General features: G+C 64.2%; 16 protein-coding genes. 10 read left to right on the top strand and 6 right to left on the bottom strand.

The genetic code is table 11. The annotated features are described in order from the left end of the window. The first annotated feature begins 115 nt into the window (after positions 1-115). Positions 116-1,798 (top strand): aspartate-alanine antiporter, encoded by a 1,683-nt coding sequence (gene aspT / locus P3T18_RS07845; protein ID WP_429299355.1) that lies wholly within the window; start codon positions 116-118, stop codon positions 1,796-1,798. Between the two features lie 98 nt (positions 1,799-1,896). After that, positions 1,897-3,564, top strand: coding sequence for a bifunctional aspartate transaminase/aspartate 4-decarboxylase (locus P3T18_RS07840; protein ID WP_429299354.1), 1,668 nt, complete (start codon positions 1,897-1,899; stop codon positions 3,562-3,564). Positions 3,565-4,253: 689 nt separating this feature from the next. Here P3T18_RS07840 and P3T18_RS07835 read toward each other — a convergent pair. Further along, positions 4,254-5,465 carry an MFS transporter gene (locus P3T18_RS07835; RefSeq protein ID WP_429299353.1) on the bottom strand — a complete coding sequence of 404 codons (1,212 nt, stop codon included), beginning with the start codon at positions 5,463-5,465 and terminating at the stop codon, positions 4,254-4,256. Between the two features lie 388 nt (positions 5,466-5,853). On the opposite strand from P3T18_RS07835, the gene xdhA reads away from it, so the two are divergent. From xdhA to xdhC, 3 genes are all read left to right on the top strand, one after another. Then, entirely contained in the window at positions 5,854-7,383 is a 1,530-nt protein-coding gene (gene xdhA / locus P3T18_RS07830; RefSeq protein ID WP_429299352.1) for a xanthine dehydrogenase small subunit, read from the top strand. Between the two features lie 29 nt (positions 7,384-7,412). Next, on the top strand, positions 7,413-9,779 hold the full coding sequence (xdhB, locus tag P3T18_RS07825; protein WP_429299351.1) for a xanthine dehydrogenase molybdopterin binding subunit: 2,367 nt from the start codon (positions 7,413-7,415) through the stop codon (positions 9,777-9,779). 75 nt (positions 9,780-9,854) lie between these two features. Further along, positions 9,855-10,421 (top strand): xanthine dehydrogenase accessory protein XdhC, encoded by a 567-nt coding sequence (gene xdhC, locus P3T18_RS07820; protein ID WP_429299350.1) that lies wholly within the window; start codon positions 9,855-9,857, stop codon positions 10,419-10,421. 50 nt (positions 10,422-10,471) lie between these two features. Here xdhC and P3T18_RS07815 read toward each other — a convergent pair whose 3' ends face one another. The 3 genes from P3T18_RS07815 to P3T18_RS07805 form a co-directional block, all read right to left on the bottom strand. Then, a complete protein-coding gene (locus P3T18_RS07815) occupies positions 10,472-11,470 on the bottom strand; it encodes a LysR substrate-binding domain-containing protein (protein WP_429299349.1) in 999 nt (332 codons plus the stop codon). A gap of 209 nt (positions 11,471-11,679) precedes the next feature. Continuing rightward, positions 11,680-12,330, bottom strand: a complete 651-nt coding sequence (locus tag P3T18_RS07810) for a 2-hydroxychromene-2-carboxylate isomerase (protein WP_429299348.1) — start codon at positions 12,328-12,330, stop codon at positions 11,680-11,682. Between the two features lie 137 nt (positions 12,331-12,467). Continuing rightward, a complete protein-coding gene (locus tag P3T18_RS07805; RefSeq protein WP_429299347.1) occupies positions 12,468-13,958 on the bottom strand; it encodes a TAXI family TRAP transporter solute-binding subunit in 1,491 nt (496 codons plus the stop codon). A 616-nt stretch (positions 13,959-14,574) separates the two neighbouring features. Here P3T18_RS07805 and P3T18_RS07800 point away from each other — a divergent pair. Together P3T18_RS07800 and P3T18_RS07795 are read left to right on the top strand one after the other, a co-directional pair. Next, the gene (locus tag P3T18_RS07800) at positions 14,575-14,928 is read left to right on the top strand and encodes a BON domain-containing protein (protein WP_429299346.1); all 354 of its coding nucleotides are present in this window, start codon (positions 14,575-14,577) and stop codon (positions 14,926-14,928) included. Between the two features lie 247 nt (positions 14,929-15,175). Then, on the top strand, positions 15,176-15,424 hold the full coding sequence (locus P3T18_RS07795; RefSeq protein WP_429299345.1) for a hypothetical protein: 249 nt from the start codon (positions 15,176-15,178) through the stop codon (positions 15,422-15,424). A gap of 12 nt (positions 15,425-15,436) precedes the next feature. On the opposite strand, the gene P3T18_RS07790 is transcribed toward P3T18_RS07795, so the two are convergent. Both P3T18_RS07790 and P3T18_RS07785 read right to left on the bottom strand, forming a co-directional pair. Next, positions 15,437-16,225: a sulfite exporter TauE/SafE family protein gene (locus P3T18_RS07790; RefSeq protein ID WP_429299344.1), complete on the bottom strand. Its 789-nt coding sequence runs from the start codon at positions 16,223-16,225 to the stop codon at positions 15,437-15,439. A 173-nt stretch (positions 16,226-16,398) separates the two neighbouring features. Continuing rightward, a complete protein-coding gene (locus tag P3T18_RS07785; RefSeq protein ID WP_429299343.1) occupies positions 16,399-17,043 on the bottom strand; it encodes a LysE family translocator in 645 nt (214 codons plus the stop codon). A gap of 236 nt (positions 17,044-17,279) precedes the next feature. On the opposite strand from P3T18_RS07785, the gene P3T18_RS07780 reads away from it, so the two are divergent. From P3T18_RS07780 to P3T18_RS07770, 3 genes are all read left to right on the top strand, one after another. Then, entirely contained in the window at positions 17,280-18,173 is an 894-nt protein-coding gene (locus P3T18_RS07780; RefSeq protein ID WP_429299342.1) for a LysR family transcriptional regulator, read from the top strand. 211 nt (positions 18,174-18,384) lie between these two features. Then, on the top strand, positions 18,385-19,350 hold the full coding sequence (locus P3T18_RS07775; protein ID WP_429299341.1) for a hydroxymethylglutaryl-CoA lyase: 966 nt from the start codon (positions 18,385-18,387) through the stop codon (positions 19,348-19,350). Next, positions 19,347-20,600 carry a CaiB/BaiF CoA transferase family protein gene (locus tag P3T18_RS07770; RefSeq protein WP_429299340.1) on the top strand — a complete coding sequence of 418 codons (1,254 nt, stop codon included), beginning with the start codon at positions 19,347-19,349 and terminating at the stop codon, positions 20,598-20,600. The genes P3T18_RS07775 and P3T18_RS07770 overlap by 4 nt, the downstream gene beginning before the upstream one ends. Positions 20,601-20,683 lie beyond the last annotated feature (83 nt).

The following is a 20,683-nucleotide window of genomic DNA, read 5'->3' as shown; positions in this document are numbered from 1 at the left end:
GGCCAGGATTGCTGCGCGGCGTGGCGCGCAGCGAGCAACGCGTGTGGACGCGACCCGTCGCGCACGCGGGCGCAACAACCAGTACTCAGTATCGCAAACTACCCAGCGAGGATATATGGACTGGATACACAGCATCTTTCAAAAGTCACCGGAGATCGCGCTGTTTCTGTCGCTCGCGGTCGGCTACTTCATCGGTCAGATCAACTTCGGCAAATTCCAGCTGGGTGGCGTGGGCGGTTCTCTGCTCGCGGCGGTGGTGATCAGTCAGGCCGGCGTGACGATCGACAACGGCGTGAAGTCCGTGATGTTCGCGGTCTTCATCTACGCGGTCGGCTACGACTCCGGTCCGGGATTCTTCAACTCGCTGAATCGCAAGACGCTGCGCGAAATCGCGATGGCGATTTTTCTCGCGGTGTCCGCGCTCATCACCGTGGTGGTCTGCGCGAAGCTGTTCCATCTCAACAAGGGCCTGGCTGCCGGACTCGCGGGCGGCGCGCTGACGCAGTCGGCGATCATCGGCACGGCGGGCGACGCCATTGCGCGTCTCGGCCTGCCCGCCGATCAGGTCAAGTCGATGCAGTCGGACGTGGCGATCGCCTACGCCGTGACTTACGTGTTCGGCTCGCTCGGCGCGATTATCGTGTGCGTGAACATCCTGCCGAAGTTCATGGGCCAGGGTCTGCGCGAGGCGGCGATCGAGGCAGAGCGTGAGTTGTCCGCCGGCGCGTCGTCGCTGGGCGCGGGTCAGGTGCGGGCGCTGCCGGAACTGGTGGGACGCGCTTACAGGATCGACGTGAGCGCGGGCAAAACGGTCAAGGCGGTCGAGACCCAGCATCAGGACATGCTGACCATCGAGCGTATCAAGCGCGACGGCAAGAGTCTCGATCCCACGCCCGATCTCACCCTGCAACTGAACGACGAGGTGCTGGTGGTCGGGCGCCGCGAGGCGGTGGTCGCGTTCGGCGCGAACGGCAACGAGATCGCCAACGTCGACGATATCGGTCTCGTGATGCAGACCCGCGAAGGCGTGTTCACGCGCAAAGGCATGAACCACACGACGATTGCCGCCGCCCGCGACGTGGTGGACCGCGACATGCGTCACGGCGTGTATATCCAGGGCGTCACGCGCGCCGGTCAGCCGCTGCCGGTTCTGCCCGAAACCAAACTCGAACACGGCGACGTCATCACCTTCTACGGTTCGCCGAAAGACACCAAACGCGCGGTCGATGCCGCCGGCTACGAACTACCCTACAGCATCAAGACCGACTTCATCTACATGGGCGTCGGCCTCGTCATCGGCCTGCTGCTCGGTCTGATCGTGGTGGACGTGGCCGGTATTCCGCTCACGCTGGGTTCCGGCGGCGGCTGTCTGCTGGCCGGTTTGCTATTCGGCTGGATGCGCGGCAAGCATCCGATGTACGGCGTCATGCCGACAGCGGCGTCGCAGTTGCTGAAGGACTTCGGTCTGGCCGCTTTCGTCGCGGTGGTCGGCCTGAATTCCGGCTTGCAGGCAGTGGTGACGGTCAAGCAAAGCGGCATGACGATCTTCCTGCTCGGCGTGTTCGTCACGATGTTCCCGCTGCTGCTGACCATGCTGTTCGGCCGTTACGTGCTCGGGTACAAAAACGCGGCGATTCTGGCGGGTGCGCTGTCGGGTTCGCGCAGTGCCAATCCCGCTTTCGGCGGCGTACTCGACAAGACCGAGAGCGCCGTCTCGACCGTGCCATTCGCCATCACGTATGCAATTGCGAACGTTGCCCTGACGCTGCTTGGGCCGCTCGTGGTCGGGCTGGTCTAGTCTCATTCGACGCATGGCTTCATCGATCTCTCTTGCGCCAGCGACCGGATAACTGTTTGAAGGCTGGCGTCATTCCCTTGAACATTGGAGAACGCATCATGGCAAAAGACAAAGGCGGCAAGAAGCAGGGTGGCGATATGGCGCAAGCGGGCTTTGCCGCGCTCAGCCCGTTCGAGTTGAAAGACGAACTCATCAAGGCGGCGGGCGGCGGCGCGGTGGAGCGTCCCGCCAATGCCTCGATGCTCAACGCCGGCCGCGGCAACCCGAATTTTCTCGCGACCATTCCGCGTCACGGCTTCTGGCAACTCGGCCTCTTCGCCATGCGCGAGTCGGAGCGCTCGTTCGCGTACATGCCCGAAGGTGTCGGCGGCTTTCCGCGCCGCGACGGTCTCGAAGAACGCTTTGATCTGTTCCTGCGCGAGAACAAGGGCGTGCCCGGTATCGACTTTCTGCGCGGCGCCGTGTCTTACGTGCGCGATCAACTCGGTTTGTCGGCGGGCGATTTTCTCTACGAGATGTGCGAAGGCATTCTCGCGTCGAACTATCCCGTGCCGGATCGCATGCTGAAGTTGTCGGAATTGATAGTCGGCCAGTATCTGCGCCGCGAGATGATCGGCGATCACCCGTTCGTCGGCGAATTCGACGTGTTCGCGGTGGAGGGCGGCACGGCCGCGATGACGTACATCTTCAACACAATGCGCGAGAATCATCTCATCAAGGCCGGCGACACGATCGCGCTCGGCATGCCGATCTTCACGCCGTACATCGAGATTCCGCGTCTGAACGATTACCAGCTCAACGTGGTGAATCTCGAAGCCGCCGTGGAGAGCGGCTGGCAATATTCGAAGAAGGAACTCGACAAGCTGCGCGATCCGAAAGTGAAGGCGTTCTTCCTCGTGAACCCGAGCAATCCGCCTTCCGTGAAGATGGACGACGAGAGCCTCGAATACATTGCGGATATCGTCAAGGAACGCCCCGATCTGATTCTGCTGACGGACGACGTGTACGGCACCTTCGCCGACGACTTCGTTTCGCTCTTCGCGCTTGCGCCGAAGAACACGATTCTCGTGTATTCGTACTCGAAATATTTTGGCGCGACCGGCTGGCGTCTGGGCACGATCGCGACGCATCGCGACAACGTGCTCGACAAGCTGATCGCCGAATTGCCGAAGGAAGCGAAGAAGCAGTTGCACGAGCGTTACGAGTCCATCACGACCGAGCCGGACAAGCTCAAGTTCATCGATCGCCTCGTGGCCGACAGCCGTACGGTCGCGCTGAATCACACGGCGGGCTTGTCGACGCCGCAGCAGGTGCAGATGGTGCTCTTCTCGCTGTTCTCGCTGATGGACACACCGGACGCGTACAAGAACGCGCTCAAGCGCCTGATCCGCAAACGCAAGCAGGCCTTGTACGAAGAGGTGGGGATTTCCTTCAAGGACGACGATCCGAACCAGGTCGACTACTACACGATTCTCGACATCGAGTTTCTCGGTGAGCGGATGTTCGGACGCGAGTTCGTCGAGTGGTTATTGAAGAACACCGAGCCGTCCGAGCTGCTCTTCAGACTGGCCCGCGAAGCGCGAGTCGTGTTGTTGCCGGGACGCGGATTCGGAACGCAACATCCGTCGGGGCGCGTGTCTTTGGCCAACCTCAACGAGTCGGATTATCGGGAGATTGGACGCGCGATGCGGAAGTTGATCGAGGAGTATGTGGAGAAGTTTAATGCCGCGACGGGGAAGAAGTTGGATAAGAGTAAAGTTAAATAGGTTTTTTTGCCTGTTCGGCGGTTTTGTTTTTTTTGCCTGTGGTGGCGGTGTTTCTTTTGTTTGTGGTTTATTAGTGTTGCCCCTGTGCGGGGCGGCACTTACTTTCTTTGCTGCGGCAAAGAAAGGTAAGCAAAGAAAGCCGCTCACACCGCTAACCCTAAGCGGGCACCTCTCATAACAACACGGAGTGGCAGCCGATAGGGCCGACCGTGGATCGTTATTTCTAGTGGTACAGCAGTCATCCGTTCCGGCGACGCTGCGCGCGCCGGAGCGGTACTTCACCAGACCACTCACTTCGTTTTTCGCTGTGCCAGCCGTCGGCTTCGCCTCGGCGAGAAGCTAATTGGAAACTTGTGGTTTCCCCTGCATACCGCTCGGCGCGCGAAGCGCCGCCGGAACTGATGACGGCCTTGTCACTCACGCGGAGTGCGCGACGACACGGACGCTCCGGGGCCACCGCCGCCGAGAAGCGCCACCGATAACGAATAGCATTGGCGGTTCAAAGCGGCTTTCTTTGCTTACCTTTCTTTGCCGCGGCAAAGAAAGTAAGTGCCGCCCCGCACAGGGGCAACGCTAATAAACCACAAAGAAAAATAAGCACCCACCGCCGTAGGCAAAGAAAGAACGCCGCCGCAGGCAAACACCAAAAACCAGAGGCAAAAAAAACCGCCCACCGGGCAAATCCCCGGTCACGTCGCCGCCTGCACCCCCGTCCCCTTCGCATTCCGCAAATACAAAACAGTCGACAACCCCACAGCCGCCGCCGCGGCCACAGCGGCAAACAAAAACACCGACCCATATCCGAATTCGCCCGCAATATACCCGGCCAACGGCCCAGTAATCCCAAGCGACAGATCGAGGAAAACGGAATACGCGGACAGCGCCGCGCCGCGGCTCGCCGGCGGCACGAGTCCGACGGCCTCGACGCCGAGTGCCGGGAACACCAGCGCAAAACCAAATCCGGTGAGAGCGGCGCCCGCCAGCGCGATGTGCGGTTCAGGCGCCAGCCACAGCATCAGCAAACCGGCGCACTCGAAAGAAAACGAAGCAATCGCGACGCGAAAACCGCCGTAGGTTTTGATCGTGTTGGCGAACAGCAGGCGCGCGCCGATGAACAGCGTGCCGAAAACCGTCAGCGACAAAGCGGCGTTCGGCCAGTGCTTCGCGGCGTAGAACAGCGTAATGAACGTCGCGATCGAGCCGAAGCCGGCGGAGCCCAGCGCGAGCCCGATGCCGTGCGGCAGGACGCGCGTGAACACGCTGCGGTATGACATCCGTTCGCCGTGCACGATGGGCACCGGCGCCATCGGACGCGCGAGGTAGAAGCCGAGCGCGGCCAGCAGGATCACGAGAATGCCGAGCGCGAAAAATCCGATGGTGTGCGCAATCGCGACGCCCAGCGGCGCGCCGATGGCGAGCGCGCCGTAGGTGGCGATGCCGTTCCACGAAATCACGCGGGCGTTATTGCTCGTGCCGACCCGGCCGATGCCCCACAGGATCGCGCCCGTCCCGCACAGACTTTCGCCGAAACCCAGCACGAGACGGCTGCAGACCAGCAACGCCAGGCTGAGCACGGGCCAGCGGCCGCACAGCACGGCCAGCAACAGCAGCACGCCGCTCGCGCCGCAACCGAGCAAGCCGATCGACACCGTCCGCTTCGGCCCGAGCGTGTCCGCCGACCGGCCTGCCAGCGGACGCGACGCCAGCGTGGCCAGGTATTGCACGCTGATCGCCGCGCCGGCCAGCACGGCGCTGTAGCCGAGGTCGTCGTGGACGTAGCCGGGCAGCACCGCAAGCGGAATCCCGATGGTCAGGTAGCAAAGAAACGTGAAAAAGACGACCGGAATGATCTGCATGGTCGTCGCAAATTCGCTGCGCGGTGTCGCTGAGTCGGTGGACATGGGGAAAACGAGACTTGAAATCGGCGGGAAGCCGTGATTTTCCCATGGAACCGATTCTCTTGCAGGATTTGCTTAATAATTCATCGGACAAAAATACGGTGCCGGATCCACATAGTGGGCAATTCGGGTCCATAAAGGTCGCTTTTTTGCTCGCTTCGCACCGGCTAGTTGCCATTGATGGTGGCGAGAATTCAATATAAAAGAGACAAATGCGGCAATACTGTCATAGCAACATAAGCCGATCATCCCCGAAACCTATCTCTTTATCGTCCTGACGATATGTCCCGCATGCGATCGCACCTATGGGTTGTATTTATTGACGGTGATAGTTTTCGAATCATGACCGCAGCACGTCCCCACGGACACAGAACATTCGAGAGTAAGAGACATGACTGAGCCGATTCGCTTCTATCACCGCAACGCCATCCGCGAGATCAAGGATGCGCCCGTCACCCGCACCGTGCTTCAGTATCTGCGTGAAGACGCGCACTGCACCGGCACCAAGGAAGGTTGCGCCGAAGGCGACTGCGGCGCGTGCACGGTCGTGGTCGGCGAGCGCAACGCGGCGGGCGGCGTCGATTTCAAGGCGGTGAATGCCTGCATCCAGTTCGTGCCGACGCTCGACGGCAAAGCGCTTTTCACGGTCGAAGACCTGCGTCAGCCGGACGGCTCGCTGCATCCCGTGCAGGAAGCGATGGTGGAATGTCACGGTTCGCAGTGCGGTTTCTGCACGCCGGGCTTCGTGATGTCGATGTGGTCGCTGTACGAGAAGCACGGCCACGAACATAGCTGCGCCAACAAAACCGTGCCGTCGCGCGACGCGATCAGCAATGCGCTCACGGGCAACCTGTGCCGCTGCACCGGCTATCGTCCGATCGTCGACGCCGCCGTGCGCATGTTCGACGCACCCGCGCCGAAGGCGCCAGTCGACGTCGAAGCGCTTTCGAAGACGCTTGCCACCATCGAGCGCGCGGACACGTTCCACTATCAGCACGCGGGTCAGCAGTTCGACGCACCGCGCACGGTCGCGGCACTCGCGAAGATCAAGGAAGCCGAACCGGCGCGGCGCATTCTGGCGGGCAGCACCGACATCGGCCTGTGGGTCACCAAGCAGATGCGCGAACTCGGCAACATCGTCTATCTCGGTCAGATCGCCGAGTTGCAAAAGCTCGAAACGAACGACGAGTGGATCGAAATCGGCGCGGGCGTGACGGTTGAAAAGGCGTACGCGGAAATCGCGAAGCAGTATCCCGAACTGAACGAAATGTGGCAGCGCTTCGCGTCGCTGCCGATTCGCAATGCCGGCACGCTCGGCGGCAACATCGCCAACGGCTCGCCGATCGGCGATTCGATGCCCGGCCTGATCGCGCTCGGCGCGCGCGTGATCGTGCGGGGTGGCGAGATCGAGCGCGAGATGCCGCTCGAAGACCTCTACCTCGCGTATCAGAAGAAGGACATGGCGGAACACGAATTCGTGGTCGGACTGAAAGTGCCGACCCGCACCGGCGCGCGTGCCAACCTGCAATTCCGCACTTACAAGCTCTCGAAGCGCTTCGACTCCGACATCTCCGCCGTGTGCGCCGCGTTCTCGTTCATCGCGGACGGCGGCGTCATCCGCGAGCCGCGCATCGCGTTCGGCGGCATGGCCGCGACCTCGAAGCGCGCCACGCACGCGGAAGCCGTGCTGCGTGACGCCGAATGGCACGAGGCCACCGCGCAGGCCGCGATGATCGCGCTCGGCAACGACTACGCGCCGCTCTCCGACATGCGCGCCACCAGCAACTATCGCCTCGAAGCGGCGAAGAACACCTTGTACCGCTTCTGGCTCGAAACGCGTCCGAACAATCCGCTGCCGAAGAGCGCGCTCGACGTGCGCGCGGTGCTTGCCGCCTGCTCACCGGAAGGCGCGAGCGCCTGAGACGACACACGGATACGGAGAACATCACAATGAATCAGCAAGCCGAACCGTTCCTGAAAGACCTTCAGGCCCAGGAAGCCTTCACCCAGGTGCACGTGTCGCGTCCGCATGAATCCGCGCATCTGCACGTGAGCGGCCGCGCCACTTACACGGACGATATCCCCACGCTCGCCGGCACCCTGCACGCGGCGCTCGGGCTCTCCACGAAAGCGCACGCGAAGATCGTCTCGATGTCGCTCGACAAGGTGCGCGCGACGCCCGGCGTGGTGGCGATTTTCACGGCGCAAGACATTCCCGGCGCGAACGACGTCGGTCCGATCATCCACGGCGACGATCCGATTCTCGCGGACGGCCTCGTGCAGTACATCGGCCAGCCGATGTTCATCGTGGTGGCGACCTCGCACGAAACCGCGCGCCTCGCCGCGCGTCGCGCCGACGTGGTGTACGAGGAACTGCCGGCCATTCTCACGGCGCAGCAGGCCCGCGCCGCGAATCAGCACGTGCTGCCGCCGATGAAACTCGCGCGCGGCGAGGCCGGCCCGAAGATCGCGCGTGCCGCGCATCGCGAAGCCGGCGAGATGCTGCTCGGCGGCCAGGAGCAGTTTTATCTCGAAGGACAGATTTCGTACGCGGTGCCGAAAGACGACGACGGCATGCACGTCTACTGTTCGACGCAGCACCCGACCGAAATGCAGCACATGGTGGCGCACGCACTGGGCGTGGCCTCGCACAACGTGCTGATCGAATGCCGGCGCATGGGCGGCGGCTTCGGCGGCAAGGAATCGCAGTCGGGCCTGTTCGCCTGCTGCGCGGCGCTCGCTGCATGGAAGCTGCTGTGCCCCGTCAAACTGCGTCCGGATCGCGACGACGACATGATGGTCACCGGCAAGCGCCACGATTTCCACTACACGTATGAAGTCGGCTACGACGATCAGGGCGTGATCGACGGCGTGACCGTCGACATGACCTCGCGCTGCGGCTTTTCCGCCGACCTGTCCGGTCCCGTGATGACGCGCGCGCTGTGCCACTTCGATAACGCGTACTGGCTCTCCGACGTCACCATCGACGGCTTCTGCGGCAAGACCAATACGCAATCGAACACCGCGTTTCGCGGCTTCGGCGGCCCGCAGGGCGCGTTCGCGATCGAGTACATCATGGACAACGTCGCGCGCTCGGTCGGCCAGGACGCGCTCGACGTGCGCCGTCGCAACCTGTACGGCAAGACCGAGCGCAATCAGACGCCGTACGGCCAGATCGTCGAAGACAATGTGATTCACGAACTGATCGACGAACTCGAAGCCACCAGCCAGTATCGCGCGCGCCGCGCCGAGATCGACGCATTCAACGCGAACAACGAAGTCCTGAAGAAGGGCCTCGCGCTCACGCCGGTCAAGTTCGGCATTGCGTTCAACGTGACGCACTTCAACCAGGCCGGCGCGCTCGTGCACATCTACACCGACGGCTCGGTGCTGGTGAATCACGGCGGCACCGAAATGGGCCAGGGGCTGAACACGAAGGTCGCCCAGGTGGTCGCGCACGAACTCGGCGTCGGTTTCAGCCGCATCCGCGTGACCGCAACCGACACCAGCAAGATTGCCAACACCTCGGCAACCGCGGCATCGACGGGCTCCGATCTGAACGGCAAGGCCGCGCAGGACGCCGCGCGGCAATTGCGCGAACGTCTGTCGGCATTTGCCGCCGAGCGTTTCGGCGAAGGCAAGGTCAGTGCCGCCGAAGTGCGTTTCGCGCACGACCGCGTGCTGGTCGGCGAACTCGTCGTGCCGTTCGAGGAAGTGATCGCGAAGGCTTATATCGCGCGTATCCAGTTGTGGTCGGACGGTTTCTACGCCACGCCCAAGCTGTACTGGGATCAATCGAAGCTGCAAGGCCGGCCGTTCTATTACTACTCGTACGGCGCGGCCGTCTCCGAAGTGGTGATCGACACGCTCACCGGCGAAATGCGCGTGCTGCGCGCCGACGCGTTGCACGACGTGGGCGCCTCGCTCAATCCGGCGCTCGACGTCGGCCAGGTGGAAGGCGCGTTCATTCAGGGCATGGGCTGGCTCACGACCGAAGAACTGTGGTGGAACGCGGGCGGCAAGCTGATGACGCACGCGCCGTCCACCTACAAGATTCCGACCGTCAACGACACGCCGCCGGAATTCAACGTGCGCCTGTTCAAGAACCGCAATGCCGAGGACAGCATCCACCGCTCCAAGGCGACCGGTGAACCGCCGCTCCTGCTGCCGTTCTCGGTGTTCTTTGCGATTCGCGACGCGGTCTCGGCCGTGGGCAATCACAAGGTCAATCCGCCGCTGAACGCGCCGGCCACCGCCGAGGAAATTCTCAAGGCGGTCGGTGCGGTACGCGCGGCGAGTGTTGCAGCGCGCCAGTAGACGCGGCGACACGCAAGCCGAAGTGAACCGGGCCATCGTGCCGTGCAGTTATCGAAATCAACAGGAATGATCGCCATGAACGACTTTTCATCCGTTCAGATCGGCCGGCGCGGCGCCGTGGAAATGCCGCGTCCGGCGCCGATGCATATCGTGCTGTTCGGCGCGGGCCACGTCGGCCATGCGCTCGTCACGCTGCTCGGCAGCTTGCCGTGCGTCGTTCAATGGGTGGACGAGCGCGACGAACTGTTTCCCGACGAGACGCCCGCCAACGTGCAGATCGAAGCGACCGACACGCCCGACGCGATCGTCGACACGGCGCCGCCCGGTGCCTATTTTCTGGTGATGACGCACAACCACGCGCTCGATTTCTCGCTCGCCGAGCGCATCATGCGGCGGCGCGATTTCACGTACTTCGGCATGATCGGTTCGAAGACCAAGCGCGTGAAGTTCGAGCGTCGCCTGCTGCAACGTGGCGTGGACCTGGACCGGCTGGTGGAGATGACGTGTCCGATCGGCGTCGGCGGCATTGTCGATAAAGCGCCGCCCGCGATCGCCATTGCGGTGTGCGCGGAGTTGCTGCAGATTCGGACCCGCCAAACCGTCGCGCTGGCGATGACGCAGGAAATCTGCGCAACGGCCTAGCGTGGCCACTTAAGGGCGGCAGTTCAACCGCCGGCAAGTTCACTCCAACGTCAGTCCATCGCGGCTGACGTTGTCTTTTCCGGCGCCGCCACCTGCGTGGACGCGCGTTTCGTGCGCTTCACCTTGCGTGCCACCAGATCGTCCGAGACCTGCGACATCAGCGCACGCAGCCAGCCGACATCGCTCGGCCGATCCGGCTGCGGATGCCAGAGCTGATAACACTTGATGCGCGGAAACGCGATCGGCACGTCGACCACCGCGAGCGGCAGCATGCCGGCATAGTGCATGGCAAAACGGCGCGTGGTGGTGAAGATCAGATCCGATTGCAGCAGCGTTTGCGGCACCAGTCCGAAATACGGCAGCGTGGCGACGATCCGCCGCTCGGCGCGTGCGCGCGCGAAGCCGATGTCGATCGCGCCGCCGCGTGCACCGCTGTATGGCGTCGGCGCGAGATGGGGCGCCGCGAGATACGACTCGCGCGTGAGCGGCGCGCGCGTGAGCGGATGGTCCGCGCGCATCATGCAGACCACGGTATCGGAGAACAGGTCGCTCTTTCCGAAGCGTGGATCGGGCTTGGGCCAGTTGCCGATCACGAGGTCGAGCTCACCCGAATCGAGCGCCGCGGAATGATCGAGCAGCGGACCGAGCGACTCGATTTCGAGCCGCGCATGCGGTGCCGCTTCGCGAAACTGCGCGATCACGGTGGGCATGAAAAAGTCGTTCAGGTAGTCCGGCGCGGCCACGCGGAAAGTGCGGCGCGAGCGGCCCGGATCGAAATCGCCGTGCGGCGTGGCGACGAAATCGACGTCGCGCAGAACGCGTTGAGCAGCGGCCAGCAAGGATTCGCCGTATTCGGTCGGCACCATGCCCGACTTGCCGCGCACGAGGATCGGATCGTTCAGCGTCTCGCGCAGCTTGCGCAGCGCGGTGCTGATCGCGGGCTGGGTCTGGTTCAGACGCAGCGCGGTTTGCGTCACGCTGCGCTCGACCAGCAGCGTGCGCAACACGCGCACGAGCCAGATGTCGAGAGAAGCGGCGGTGTCGTCCATGGTTCAGGCGCGTGGCGGGTCAGGCAACATCAGGCAGGATCGGACGCGGGCGCGTCGCACTAAACCGCCCGCGAGCGATATCGCGAAGCGGGCGCAAAGATCATAACCTTAGGCCCGTTGCCAACCCGCGGCCATAGCAGGCGCGGTATGACCGGCATCAGCGCGGCGCATCCGCTTCACATGCGCTCTGCGTGCGGCTCCGCGCCGGCTTAAGGCTGGATGTCCGCGAGACCCGAAGGCAGGCAACTGATCCGCTTCACTTCTTTCGAGTCGAGCCAGTTCGGCGTGCGGGCGCAATACAGCACCATCGGCAACGCGTCTTCGCCCCAGAACAGCTGTTTGTTCAGATAGAAGGTCGGCACGCCGTACACGCCGAGCTGGATCGCGTCTTCCGTGTTGCGCCGCAATTGCTGGTGGACGGCTTCGTCCTTGATGAGTTCGGGACCATTCGGCTGACCGACGCGCTCGCACAGTTCGGCGAATACGGCATCGCTCGACGGATCGCGGCCTTCACGCCAGATGAAGCGGAAGATTTCGCGCACGAACTGCACGTCGCCTTGCACGGCCGTGGCGAGCAGCAACAGCTTCATGGACTCGAACGGATGAACCGGCGGCATCTTGAACGGAATGCCGAGCTGCTCCGCGCGGAACAGCGCGTGGCGGTACAGGAAGGTGCGCTTGGCCGGCACGCTGTACGCGGGCGATTGGCCCCAATGACGATACAGGTCGTTCAGCACGACCGGCGTAAAGGTAAAGTCGAAGTCCGGCCATTTCTCGTGCTGTTCGAGCAGGAGATAGGTAAACGGCGAGACGAAATCGTAAAACCACAGCGGTTGCGTGGCGACCTTGCCAGCCTTCATAAATGTCTCCAGGTGCGTGGCCTCGACGGCGTGTCTGTTGGGCCGTCGGAATTGTAATGATCTTACGCGGTGCGCTCGCGGCTTGCACCCGTCAATATGAATCCCGGCGCGCGGCGCGATCCAGCGCCTGCCCGTGGCTAGGCGTGACGGCCGCCGGACGGCTCGCCGGCTTCGGCGGCGGCGGGGGATTCGGGCGCTTGGTCGTTCGGGTTTTCGTCCGACGCCTGGTCCGTTGCTTCGTCGGCGCGGCCCGCGTCGTCGTCGGGCTCGTCCGTGGCTTCGCGTTGCGCTTCGCGGGTATGCGTCAGCCGCTCGCGCACGAAACCGATGTGCTCGCGCAGCACGTAGAACTGATCCGCGTAGGCGAGCGGCATCTTCAGACCATTGACCGATTCTTCGATAGCGTCGAGCCGCTCGATCAGCGAGGCACGCTCGGCGGCCGAGTGTTCGCTGAGCGCGCTGCGCTCGATCGCGATCAGCGAGCCGTACCAGCGGTATATCCGCGACTTGACCCGCCACGCATAGAGCGACGGCACCAGCCGCAGCGCCGGAATCAGCAGCACGACGAGCGGAACGACCACGACCAGCAGGCGGTCCGCAAGGCTCGCGAGCCAGAACGGCAATATGCGGTAGAGAAAGCTCTTGCCCGACTTGTAGTAACGGGCAGCGTCGTCGCTGATCGGAAAATCGTGGGCGAGCGGGGCGGGAAATTCGCCCGCGCGCTGCATGATGGTCGCCTTGCCGTGCACTTCGCGGGCCGCTTCGACGAGCAGGTCGGAGAGCGCCGGGTGCAGCGAGTCGCGCGCCACCAGTTCGACGGTCGGCGCGACCATATGAAACGGCGCCGACGGCAGATTCTTGCCGAGGTCGAACGCGCCCATCGGCATGGTGATTTGCGTCAGATACGGGAAACGGCGCGTGTAGGCGTCGGCTTGCGCGAAGTCGTAGAACTGCACGTTCGGCGTGCGATACAGCTTGCCCATGACCGCCGGTTGCGCGGAATCGCCGGCCAGGAAAGCCGCGTCGACCTTGCCGGAAATGAGCGCCTGAGCGGCGTCGTCGCCCGAGAGCGGCAGCAGTTTGGTGGTGCCGCCCGGTTCGATGCCGTTCGCCTTGAGCAGCGCGAGCGCGAGTTCGCGGGTGCCGCTGCCTTCGGCGCCGACGGCGAGCCGCTGGCCCTTGAATTCGGAGAGCCGCGTGACCGTGGGACCGTGATAGAAGATCGCCAGCGGCACATAGGCCACGCTGCCGAGCGACATCAAACCGTCGGTGGCACCGGGCGCGAGACCGTCCTGCACGAAGCCGACGTCGACATTCGACTTCGGATCGGCGAGACGCTTGAGGTTCTGTACGGAGCCTTCGGACGACAACACGTTCAGCGTGATGCGATTGCGCGCCAGGATCGCCTTGTACTTCTGCGCGGCGGTCCAGTAGGTGCTGCCTTCCGGACCGGCGCTGAGGGTGAGCGTGTTGGGCGGCGCGGGCTGGATCAGGCGCACGGCGACCCAGATCGCCGCGGCGGCGATCAGCAGGATCGGACCGAACGAGACCGCCAGATCGCGCCAGGAAATTGCCACGAATCGGGCGACGAGGCGAGGAGGGCGTTTGCGGCCGGTGGCTGGCTTCATCGGATGACGGAACGGCTACGATCGAAAGTGAGTTGAAGGCGCCCGGCGGCAAACCTCGCGCTGGGCGGTATCGGGACCGCGCCATGCCGGGCACGCCGCGCGGCCGCGCGTGTCGGGCCGATGGTACCCGAGATTGCCGCGCCGGCGACGCGTCGGCACGTGCGCCGCATCGACAAACGCGTAACAAAAAGTGAATCGCAGGCAAGGCGGCCACGCCGGTTGATGAACCGCGCATAAACCGTCCGCGTCCCAAAACCTGAGCGCAACGCGTCCTCATGGCCCGCCAGATGCGCCTTCACGACTAAACCCTTTGCGATTCTGGCGCGCCTGGATTAAATTGTGCATCGCTGCCGCGAACAGACGTTTGCGCGGCGCGACCCGGCACACCAAAAAGAACCGGGCGCGCTCGTGGACCTCGCGGCTTGCCGGCTCAGCGCCGCCTTGCATGCCTGTCATCGCATGCGGCACCGGCCGGCTCCTTTAGCCTCTCGCACTCCGTGTTGCCGTCTTTGTCGGCCGTCGCCCCGCCGCGCCTTGTCGCGTCCGGTGCCGGTCGCAGGGAGTCGTAACGAAGCCGCTTGTTAGATGCGGTCCAATGTGAAGCAAAGGAGAAAATATGAAATCGGTCGGTTTTCTGAAAACGCTGGGTTCGGTTGTCGCGATGGTTGTCGCATGCAATGTCTACGCTCAGGCAAGCGATGCGCCGGCAACGGGCACGACGGCAGCGCCGGCAGCCAGCGCCAAGGCAACCAAGAAGGCCAATAGCCAGCTCGGCCGCAAAGTGCGCGCTGCAATCGGCAAGGCGCAAGGCGTCGACGTGTCGAGCATCGCTGTGCGCGCTCGTGGCGGCGCAGTGACGCTGACGGGCACGGTGCCGAGCCAGGCTCAGATCGACGCAGCCGGCGAAGCCGCCAAGGGCGTTGCAGGCGTGACGTCGGTGTCGAACAAGCTGACCGTGATGCAACAGTAAGCGAACGGCAAGCGGCGCCACCCGCACGACCGGCCTTCGGGCCGTTCGGCAGGCTTGCTGATTCGAAGGCTCCGGCTAACGGCCGGGGCCTTTTTTATTTTCCGCGGCGAAGATTATTGAAACGGTGATGATGGTTAGCGGTGGCGTTGCGCCGATCGCGAGCGCTGCTGCGGCTCTCCGTGCGTTGTGACACACAGACGACGCGGAGCGAGGCGTACTGTGATGAACAGGAACCGGAGTCGATGCTATGGAAACCACCCTGTTGCGCTATACCGATCTGCCGATCGGCGATCGTGCCGCTTTTGAACTCGTTTGCGCGCGGCACGGCTTCGCGCCGGCGCATTTTGTCATCAGTGCCCGCGTGGACCCGGACGACGCCAGCCATGAACGCCTGGTCACGGTGCGGCGCGGCGGTTGGGCGCAGTCGTACCCGGATCATCAGGGACGCTGGGTCCGGCAATTCGAAACCGACCTGACCTGCCGGTTCTTCAAATAACCGGCGGCGCGCCTATGCGAGCACGAGCCGCACGCCGACCAGCGTCAGCGTGGCGGCGAGCAGGTTGCGCAGCAGCGCATCCGGCGCGCGTGACGACAGGTAGCTGCCGATCGCGATGCCCGGCAGCGAACCGACCAGCAGCGACAGCAGCATCGACCAGTCGATCGTACCCAGCAGCCAGTGGCCCGCGCCCGCCAGCAGCGTGAGCGGCACGGCGTGTGCGATGTCGGAGCCGACGATCCGCGTGGTCGGCAAAAGCGGATACAGCAGCAACAGCACTGTGACGCCGATCGCGCCCGCGCCCACCGAAGTGAGCGATACCAGCACGCCGAGAACGGCACCGGTCAGGATGGTCAGCGCGAGCGTGCGCGCATGGCTGGGTGCGCGCTGACGCCGGGCGCCCAGCGCCGCGAGTTGCGGACGGAAGATCAGCGCCACCGCGGTAATCAGCAGGGCCGCGCCGAGCACCACCTGAATCAGACGGCTCGCGCCCGGCGTATCCATGCCGTAGCGATGCAGCATGATCAACGTGACGGTGGCGGCCGGCACGCTGCCGGCGGCGAGGCGCAAGGTCACGCCCCAATCCACCGAGCCTTTCAGACCGTGCACCAGTGTGCCGGTCGCCTTGGTGGCGGCCGCATACAGCAGGTCGGTGCCGACGGCGGTGGCGGGATGGACGTTGAACAGCAGGACGAGAATCGGTGTCATCAGCGAGCCGCCGCCAACACCCGTCAGTCCGACCAGAAAGCCGACGAACAGGCCGGAGACGGAGTACAGCAGTTCGATATGGGGAAGTGCCATTGAGCGGACCGCGGACGGTCGGTGAGTTGGACGGATCGGGCGACGGCGCCGCCGGCCAGGTGCCCGTGGAACGCGCAGGGCGCGCGGGCGGCGGCGCGGCGAAAGCCGTTATTGTCGCAAAACTGCCGCGATCGCGTACGTCTCGCTGCGGTGGCGTCTTTGCTCCGGCGAACTCAGAGCGCGCGGCGAATCTCCACGACGCCGAAGGCCGCGAGCGTGAAGCCCACCACCCGGTCGATCATGACGCGCAGTTTGCTGCCGATCGCATGGCGCGCGAGCGACACCACCGTCACGAGAAAACACCACCACGCGATCGAGCCGCAGAACACGCCGCTCACCGTGGTCAACGCGACCGTCGACGAAAACGCGCCGCGCGGCGCGAGCGTCGTGAATAGCGCGGCGAACATGATGACGGTTTGCGGATTGGTGAGCGTCAGCAGCAGGGAACTCGCGTAGGCGCGCAATGCGCCGGCGCGGCCGATTTCGCCGAGCTTCGGATTGCCGCCGTTCGTGTCGGCCGGTTCGGCGGGCGCTTTCTGCATCAGCGTACGCAGGCCGAGATAGAGCAGGAACAGACCGGCGAGCAGATGCAGCGGACGGTCGTAGGCGAGCATGAATTGCGAAATGCCGACGAGACCCAGCGCGGCGATGAGTCCATAAGCCGCGTCGCCGCTGGCGATGCCGAAGCCGATTGCGAGACCCGCGCGCGGACCGCCGGTGAGCGTGCGGCGAATGCACAGCATGCCCATCGGGCCGACCGGTGCGGCGATCGCGAGGCCGACGCCCGCGGCGGTGAAAAAGAGACTCGTGGTGGACATGGGGAATCCGTGTGATCTGTTCCGATGGCCGGCGTTCGTCGCGATAACGATCGTGCTCGCGGCCGGTCGCCCAGCATAACGAGCCGCCTGTTTCCCGGCAAGAGAGCGCGTTCAACGCGATATTCGCCGTGAGCGATACCGATGCACCGCAACCGGGGATACCCTCGGTCGAACGCGATCGGCGGGTTCGTCGGGCATAATTTTCCTCGACGACATTCTCGGGGACGTGCGGGCTCATGTGGCAAATCGATCAGGTGACGTTGCGCTTGTTCATCGCCGTGTGCGAGGAAGGCACGATCGCGCGCGCGGCCGAACGCGAATTCATCGCGCCGTCCGCCGTCAGCAAACGGCTCGCCGATCTGGAAGCGCTGGTCGATGTCGCCTTGCTCTCGCGCAGCCAGCGCGGCGTGCGCGCGACCGCCGCGGGCGAAGCGCTGCTCCGGCACGCGCGGCTCATCATGCGTGGTCATGAGCGGCTGCAAGCCGAGTTGAGCGAGTACGCCGCCGGCGCGCGCGGCCATGTGCGGGTGTTGGCGAACGTGTCGTCGATGGTGGAGTTTCTGCCCGAGACGCTGTCGGCGTTTCTCAAGGCCAATCCGCGGGTGCGCGTGGATGTCGAGGAACGCGTGAGCGCGGAGATCGTGCGCGGTCTCGAGGAAGGCGTGGCCGATCTCGGCATCTGCCGCGACGTCGTGCCGATGGGCAGTCTCGACACGTTGCCGTATCGCGCCGACCATCTCGCGCTGATCGTGCCGCGCGATCACGTGCTAGCCGCCGAAAGCGAAGTCGGCTTCGAGCAGACGCTGGCTTTCGATCATCTCGGGCTGGCGTCGAATGCGTCGGTGAATGCGCTGATGCAGCGTATCGCGACCGAGAAGGGCCGCGAACTCAACTATCGCACTTACGTCTCCACCTTCGACGCCGCGTATCGTTTCATTCAGGCCGGTCTCGCGGTGGCGATCCTGCCGCGCGAAGCCTTGCCGCGTCATGCGGCCGACGAATACGGCATCGTCGCCGTCCCGCTGCGCGAAGCCTGGGCGCAGCGCCGTTTCGTGATCTGCATGCGCGACCGCAGCGCACTGACCTTGACTGCCTCGCATCTGCTCGATCATCTGCTGCGCTCGGTATAAGGCGCAGCGGCGGCCGCGCCGTTCAACCACCCTCTGACAAGCCCTTAAGGGTTTCCCCTTTGCGACGGCGCACGCCTGTCACACGGGGCTCGCGCGCCATCGCGAGCGGCGATGGAGTGCGTCGTCAACGCAGACTTTGCAGCGCGTACGCGCGCGGGCACGCTGTCATCCAGTTGCTCCATTCCCCGCAATTTCCGCAGGAATCACCACCATGAATGACTCAAGGGAGCGCGTCGTCGTGACCGAAGTCGGTATGCGCGACGGTCTGCAAAGCATCGACCGCATCATGCCCACCGACGCCAAGTGCCGCTGGATCGACGCCGCCTATGCGGCGGGCGTGCGTCATATGGAAGTCGCCTCGTTCGTGCCCGCGAAACTGCTGCCGCAAATGGCCGACGCCGACGCCGTGATCGCCCATGCGCTGACTTACGACGATCTCGTCGTCACCGCGCTCGTGCCGAACCTGAAGGGCGCCGAGCGGGCGCTCGAAGCGGGCGTGCACCGCATCGTCGCGCCGATCTCGGTGAGCACGGCGCACAGCCTCGCCAATGTGCGCAAGACGCCCGCCGAGATGATCGGCGCGTTTGCCGGCATGCGCGCCCTGATCGACGCAAGCGCGCGGCCGGTCGAACTGATCGCGGGTTTATCGACGGTGTTTGGCTGCACCTTGCAGGGCGCGGTGCCTTACGCGGATATCGCCGCGATTGCGCGTGCCGCGCTGGAGGCGGGCGCCGATGTGCTCGCGCTCGGCGACACCACCGGCGAAGCGACGCCGCGCCAGGTCGGCGAAATCATCGAACTGGTGCGCGGCGTGGCCGGCGACAAACTGCGTTCGCTGCATTTCCACGACACGCGCGGCCTCGGGCTCGCCAATACGCTGATCGCCTTGCAACACGGTATCCGCGCATTCGATGCATCGCTGGCCGGACTGGGCGGCTGTCCGCATGCGCCGGGCGCCACCGGCAACGTCAATACGGAAGACCTCGTGTTCATGCTCGACAGCATGGGCTACGACACCGGCATCGATCTCCTCGGCCTGATCGAATCGCGCCAGGTGCTCGCCGACGCACTGCCGGGCGAACCGCTTTACGGTTATCTCGCGCGCGCCGGCTTGCCGAAGCAATGTGCCGCCGCGTCGCCACGTCTCGAACTTTCCGAATCACAGGTGCTGCCATGACATCGTTTTTCTCCGCTTCGTCCGCTTCCGCTTCGGCATCCGTGGATGCTTCGTCAGCGCAGTCAGGCGCATTGCCGCTCGCGGGTATTCGTGTGGTGGAACTGTCGCATATGGTGATGGGGCCGACGTGCGGGATGATTCTCGGCGATCTCGGCGCCGAGGTCATCAAGGTCGAGCCGCCGCGCGGCGACGGCACGCGTCGTTTGCTCGGCACCGGCGCGGGTTTTTTTCGCACCTTCAACCGGAACAAGAAGAGTCTCGCGCTGGATCTCGACAGCGAAGCCGGACTCGCGGCGCTGCACAAGCTCGTCGATACCGCCGACGTGTTCGTCGAAAACTTCAAGCCGGGCCGCATGGCGAGCCTCGGTCTCGATTACGCCGCGCTGCGCGAGCGCAATCCGAAGCTGATCTACGTATCGCACAAGGGCTTTCTGAATGGACCTTACGAGCATCGCCTCGCGCTCGACGAAGTCGTGCAGATGATGGCGGGGCTCGCCTACATGACCGGCCCCGTGGGACGTCCGTTGCGCGCGGGCAGTTCGGTCAACGACATCATGGGCGGCATGTTCGGGGCCATCGGCGTGCTCGCCGCGCTGCACGAACGGCATGCGAGCGGCCGCGGCAAGGAAGTGCAGAGTGCGCTGTTCGAGAACTGCGTGCTGCTTTCCGCGCAACACATGCAGCAGTTCGCCGCGACCGGCGTTCCTGCCGCGCCGATGCCCGAGCGCATCAGCGCATGGGCGGTGTACGACGTGTTCCGCCTGGCCCATGACGAGCAGATGTTCATTGCCGCCACCGGCGACGGTCAATGGCGCGCGCTGTGCAACATTCTCGACCGCGCCGATCTGCTCGCCGATCCGCGTCTTGCGACCAACAACGATCGCGTGCTCGCGCGCGAGTGGCTGCTCAAGACGCTCGGCGAGACACTGAGCGGATTCGACGGCGCGACGCTCGTGCCGCTGTTCGAGCGCGACCACATTCCGTTCGCGTCGATCACAAAGCCGGAAGAACTGTTCGACGATCCGCACCTGAACGAAAGCGGCGGCCTTGCACGTCTGACGCTCGACGACGGCAGCGAAACCGCCATGCCGTTGCTGCCGATTTCGATGGACGGCGCACGTTTGCAACCGCGTCAGCCGATCGCGAAAGTGGGCGAGCACACCGCCGACGTGCTGCGCGAACTCGGTTACGACGATGCGCAGATCGCGGCGCTCGGCGGCGCTGTGCAAACGCCGCGCGAAGCCGCGTGAGCTTTTGCTCGCTACGCGAATCCATCGGACGTCGTGGTCAATTTCTATCCGGCGTGAGACCGGCATAGCGCAATTCAAGGAGA

Origin of the sequence: Paraburkholderia sp. GAS199, assembly GCF_050436585.1 — a bacterium.
GTDB lineage: Bacteria > Pseudomonadota > Gammaproteobacteria > Burkholderiales > Burkholderiaceae > Paraburkholderia.
The sequence above is the reverse complement of the archived record's forward strand: the minus strand, read 5'-3'. Positions and strand labels throughout refer to the sequence as shown.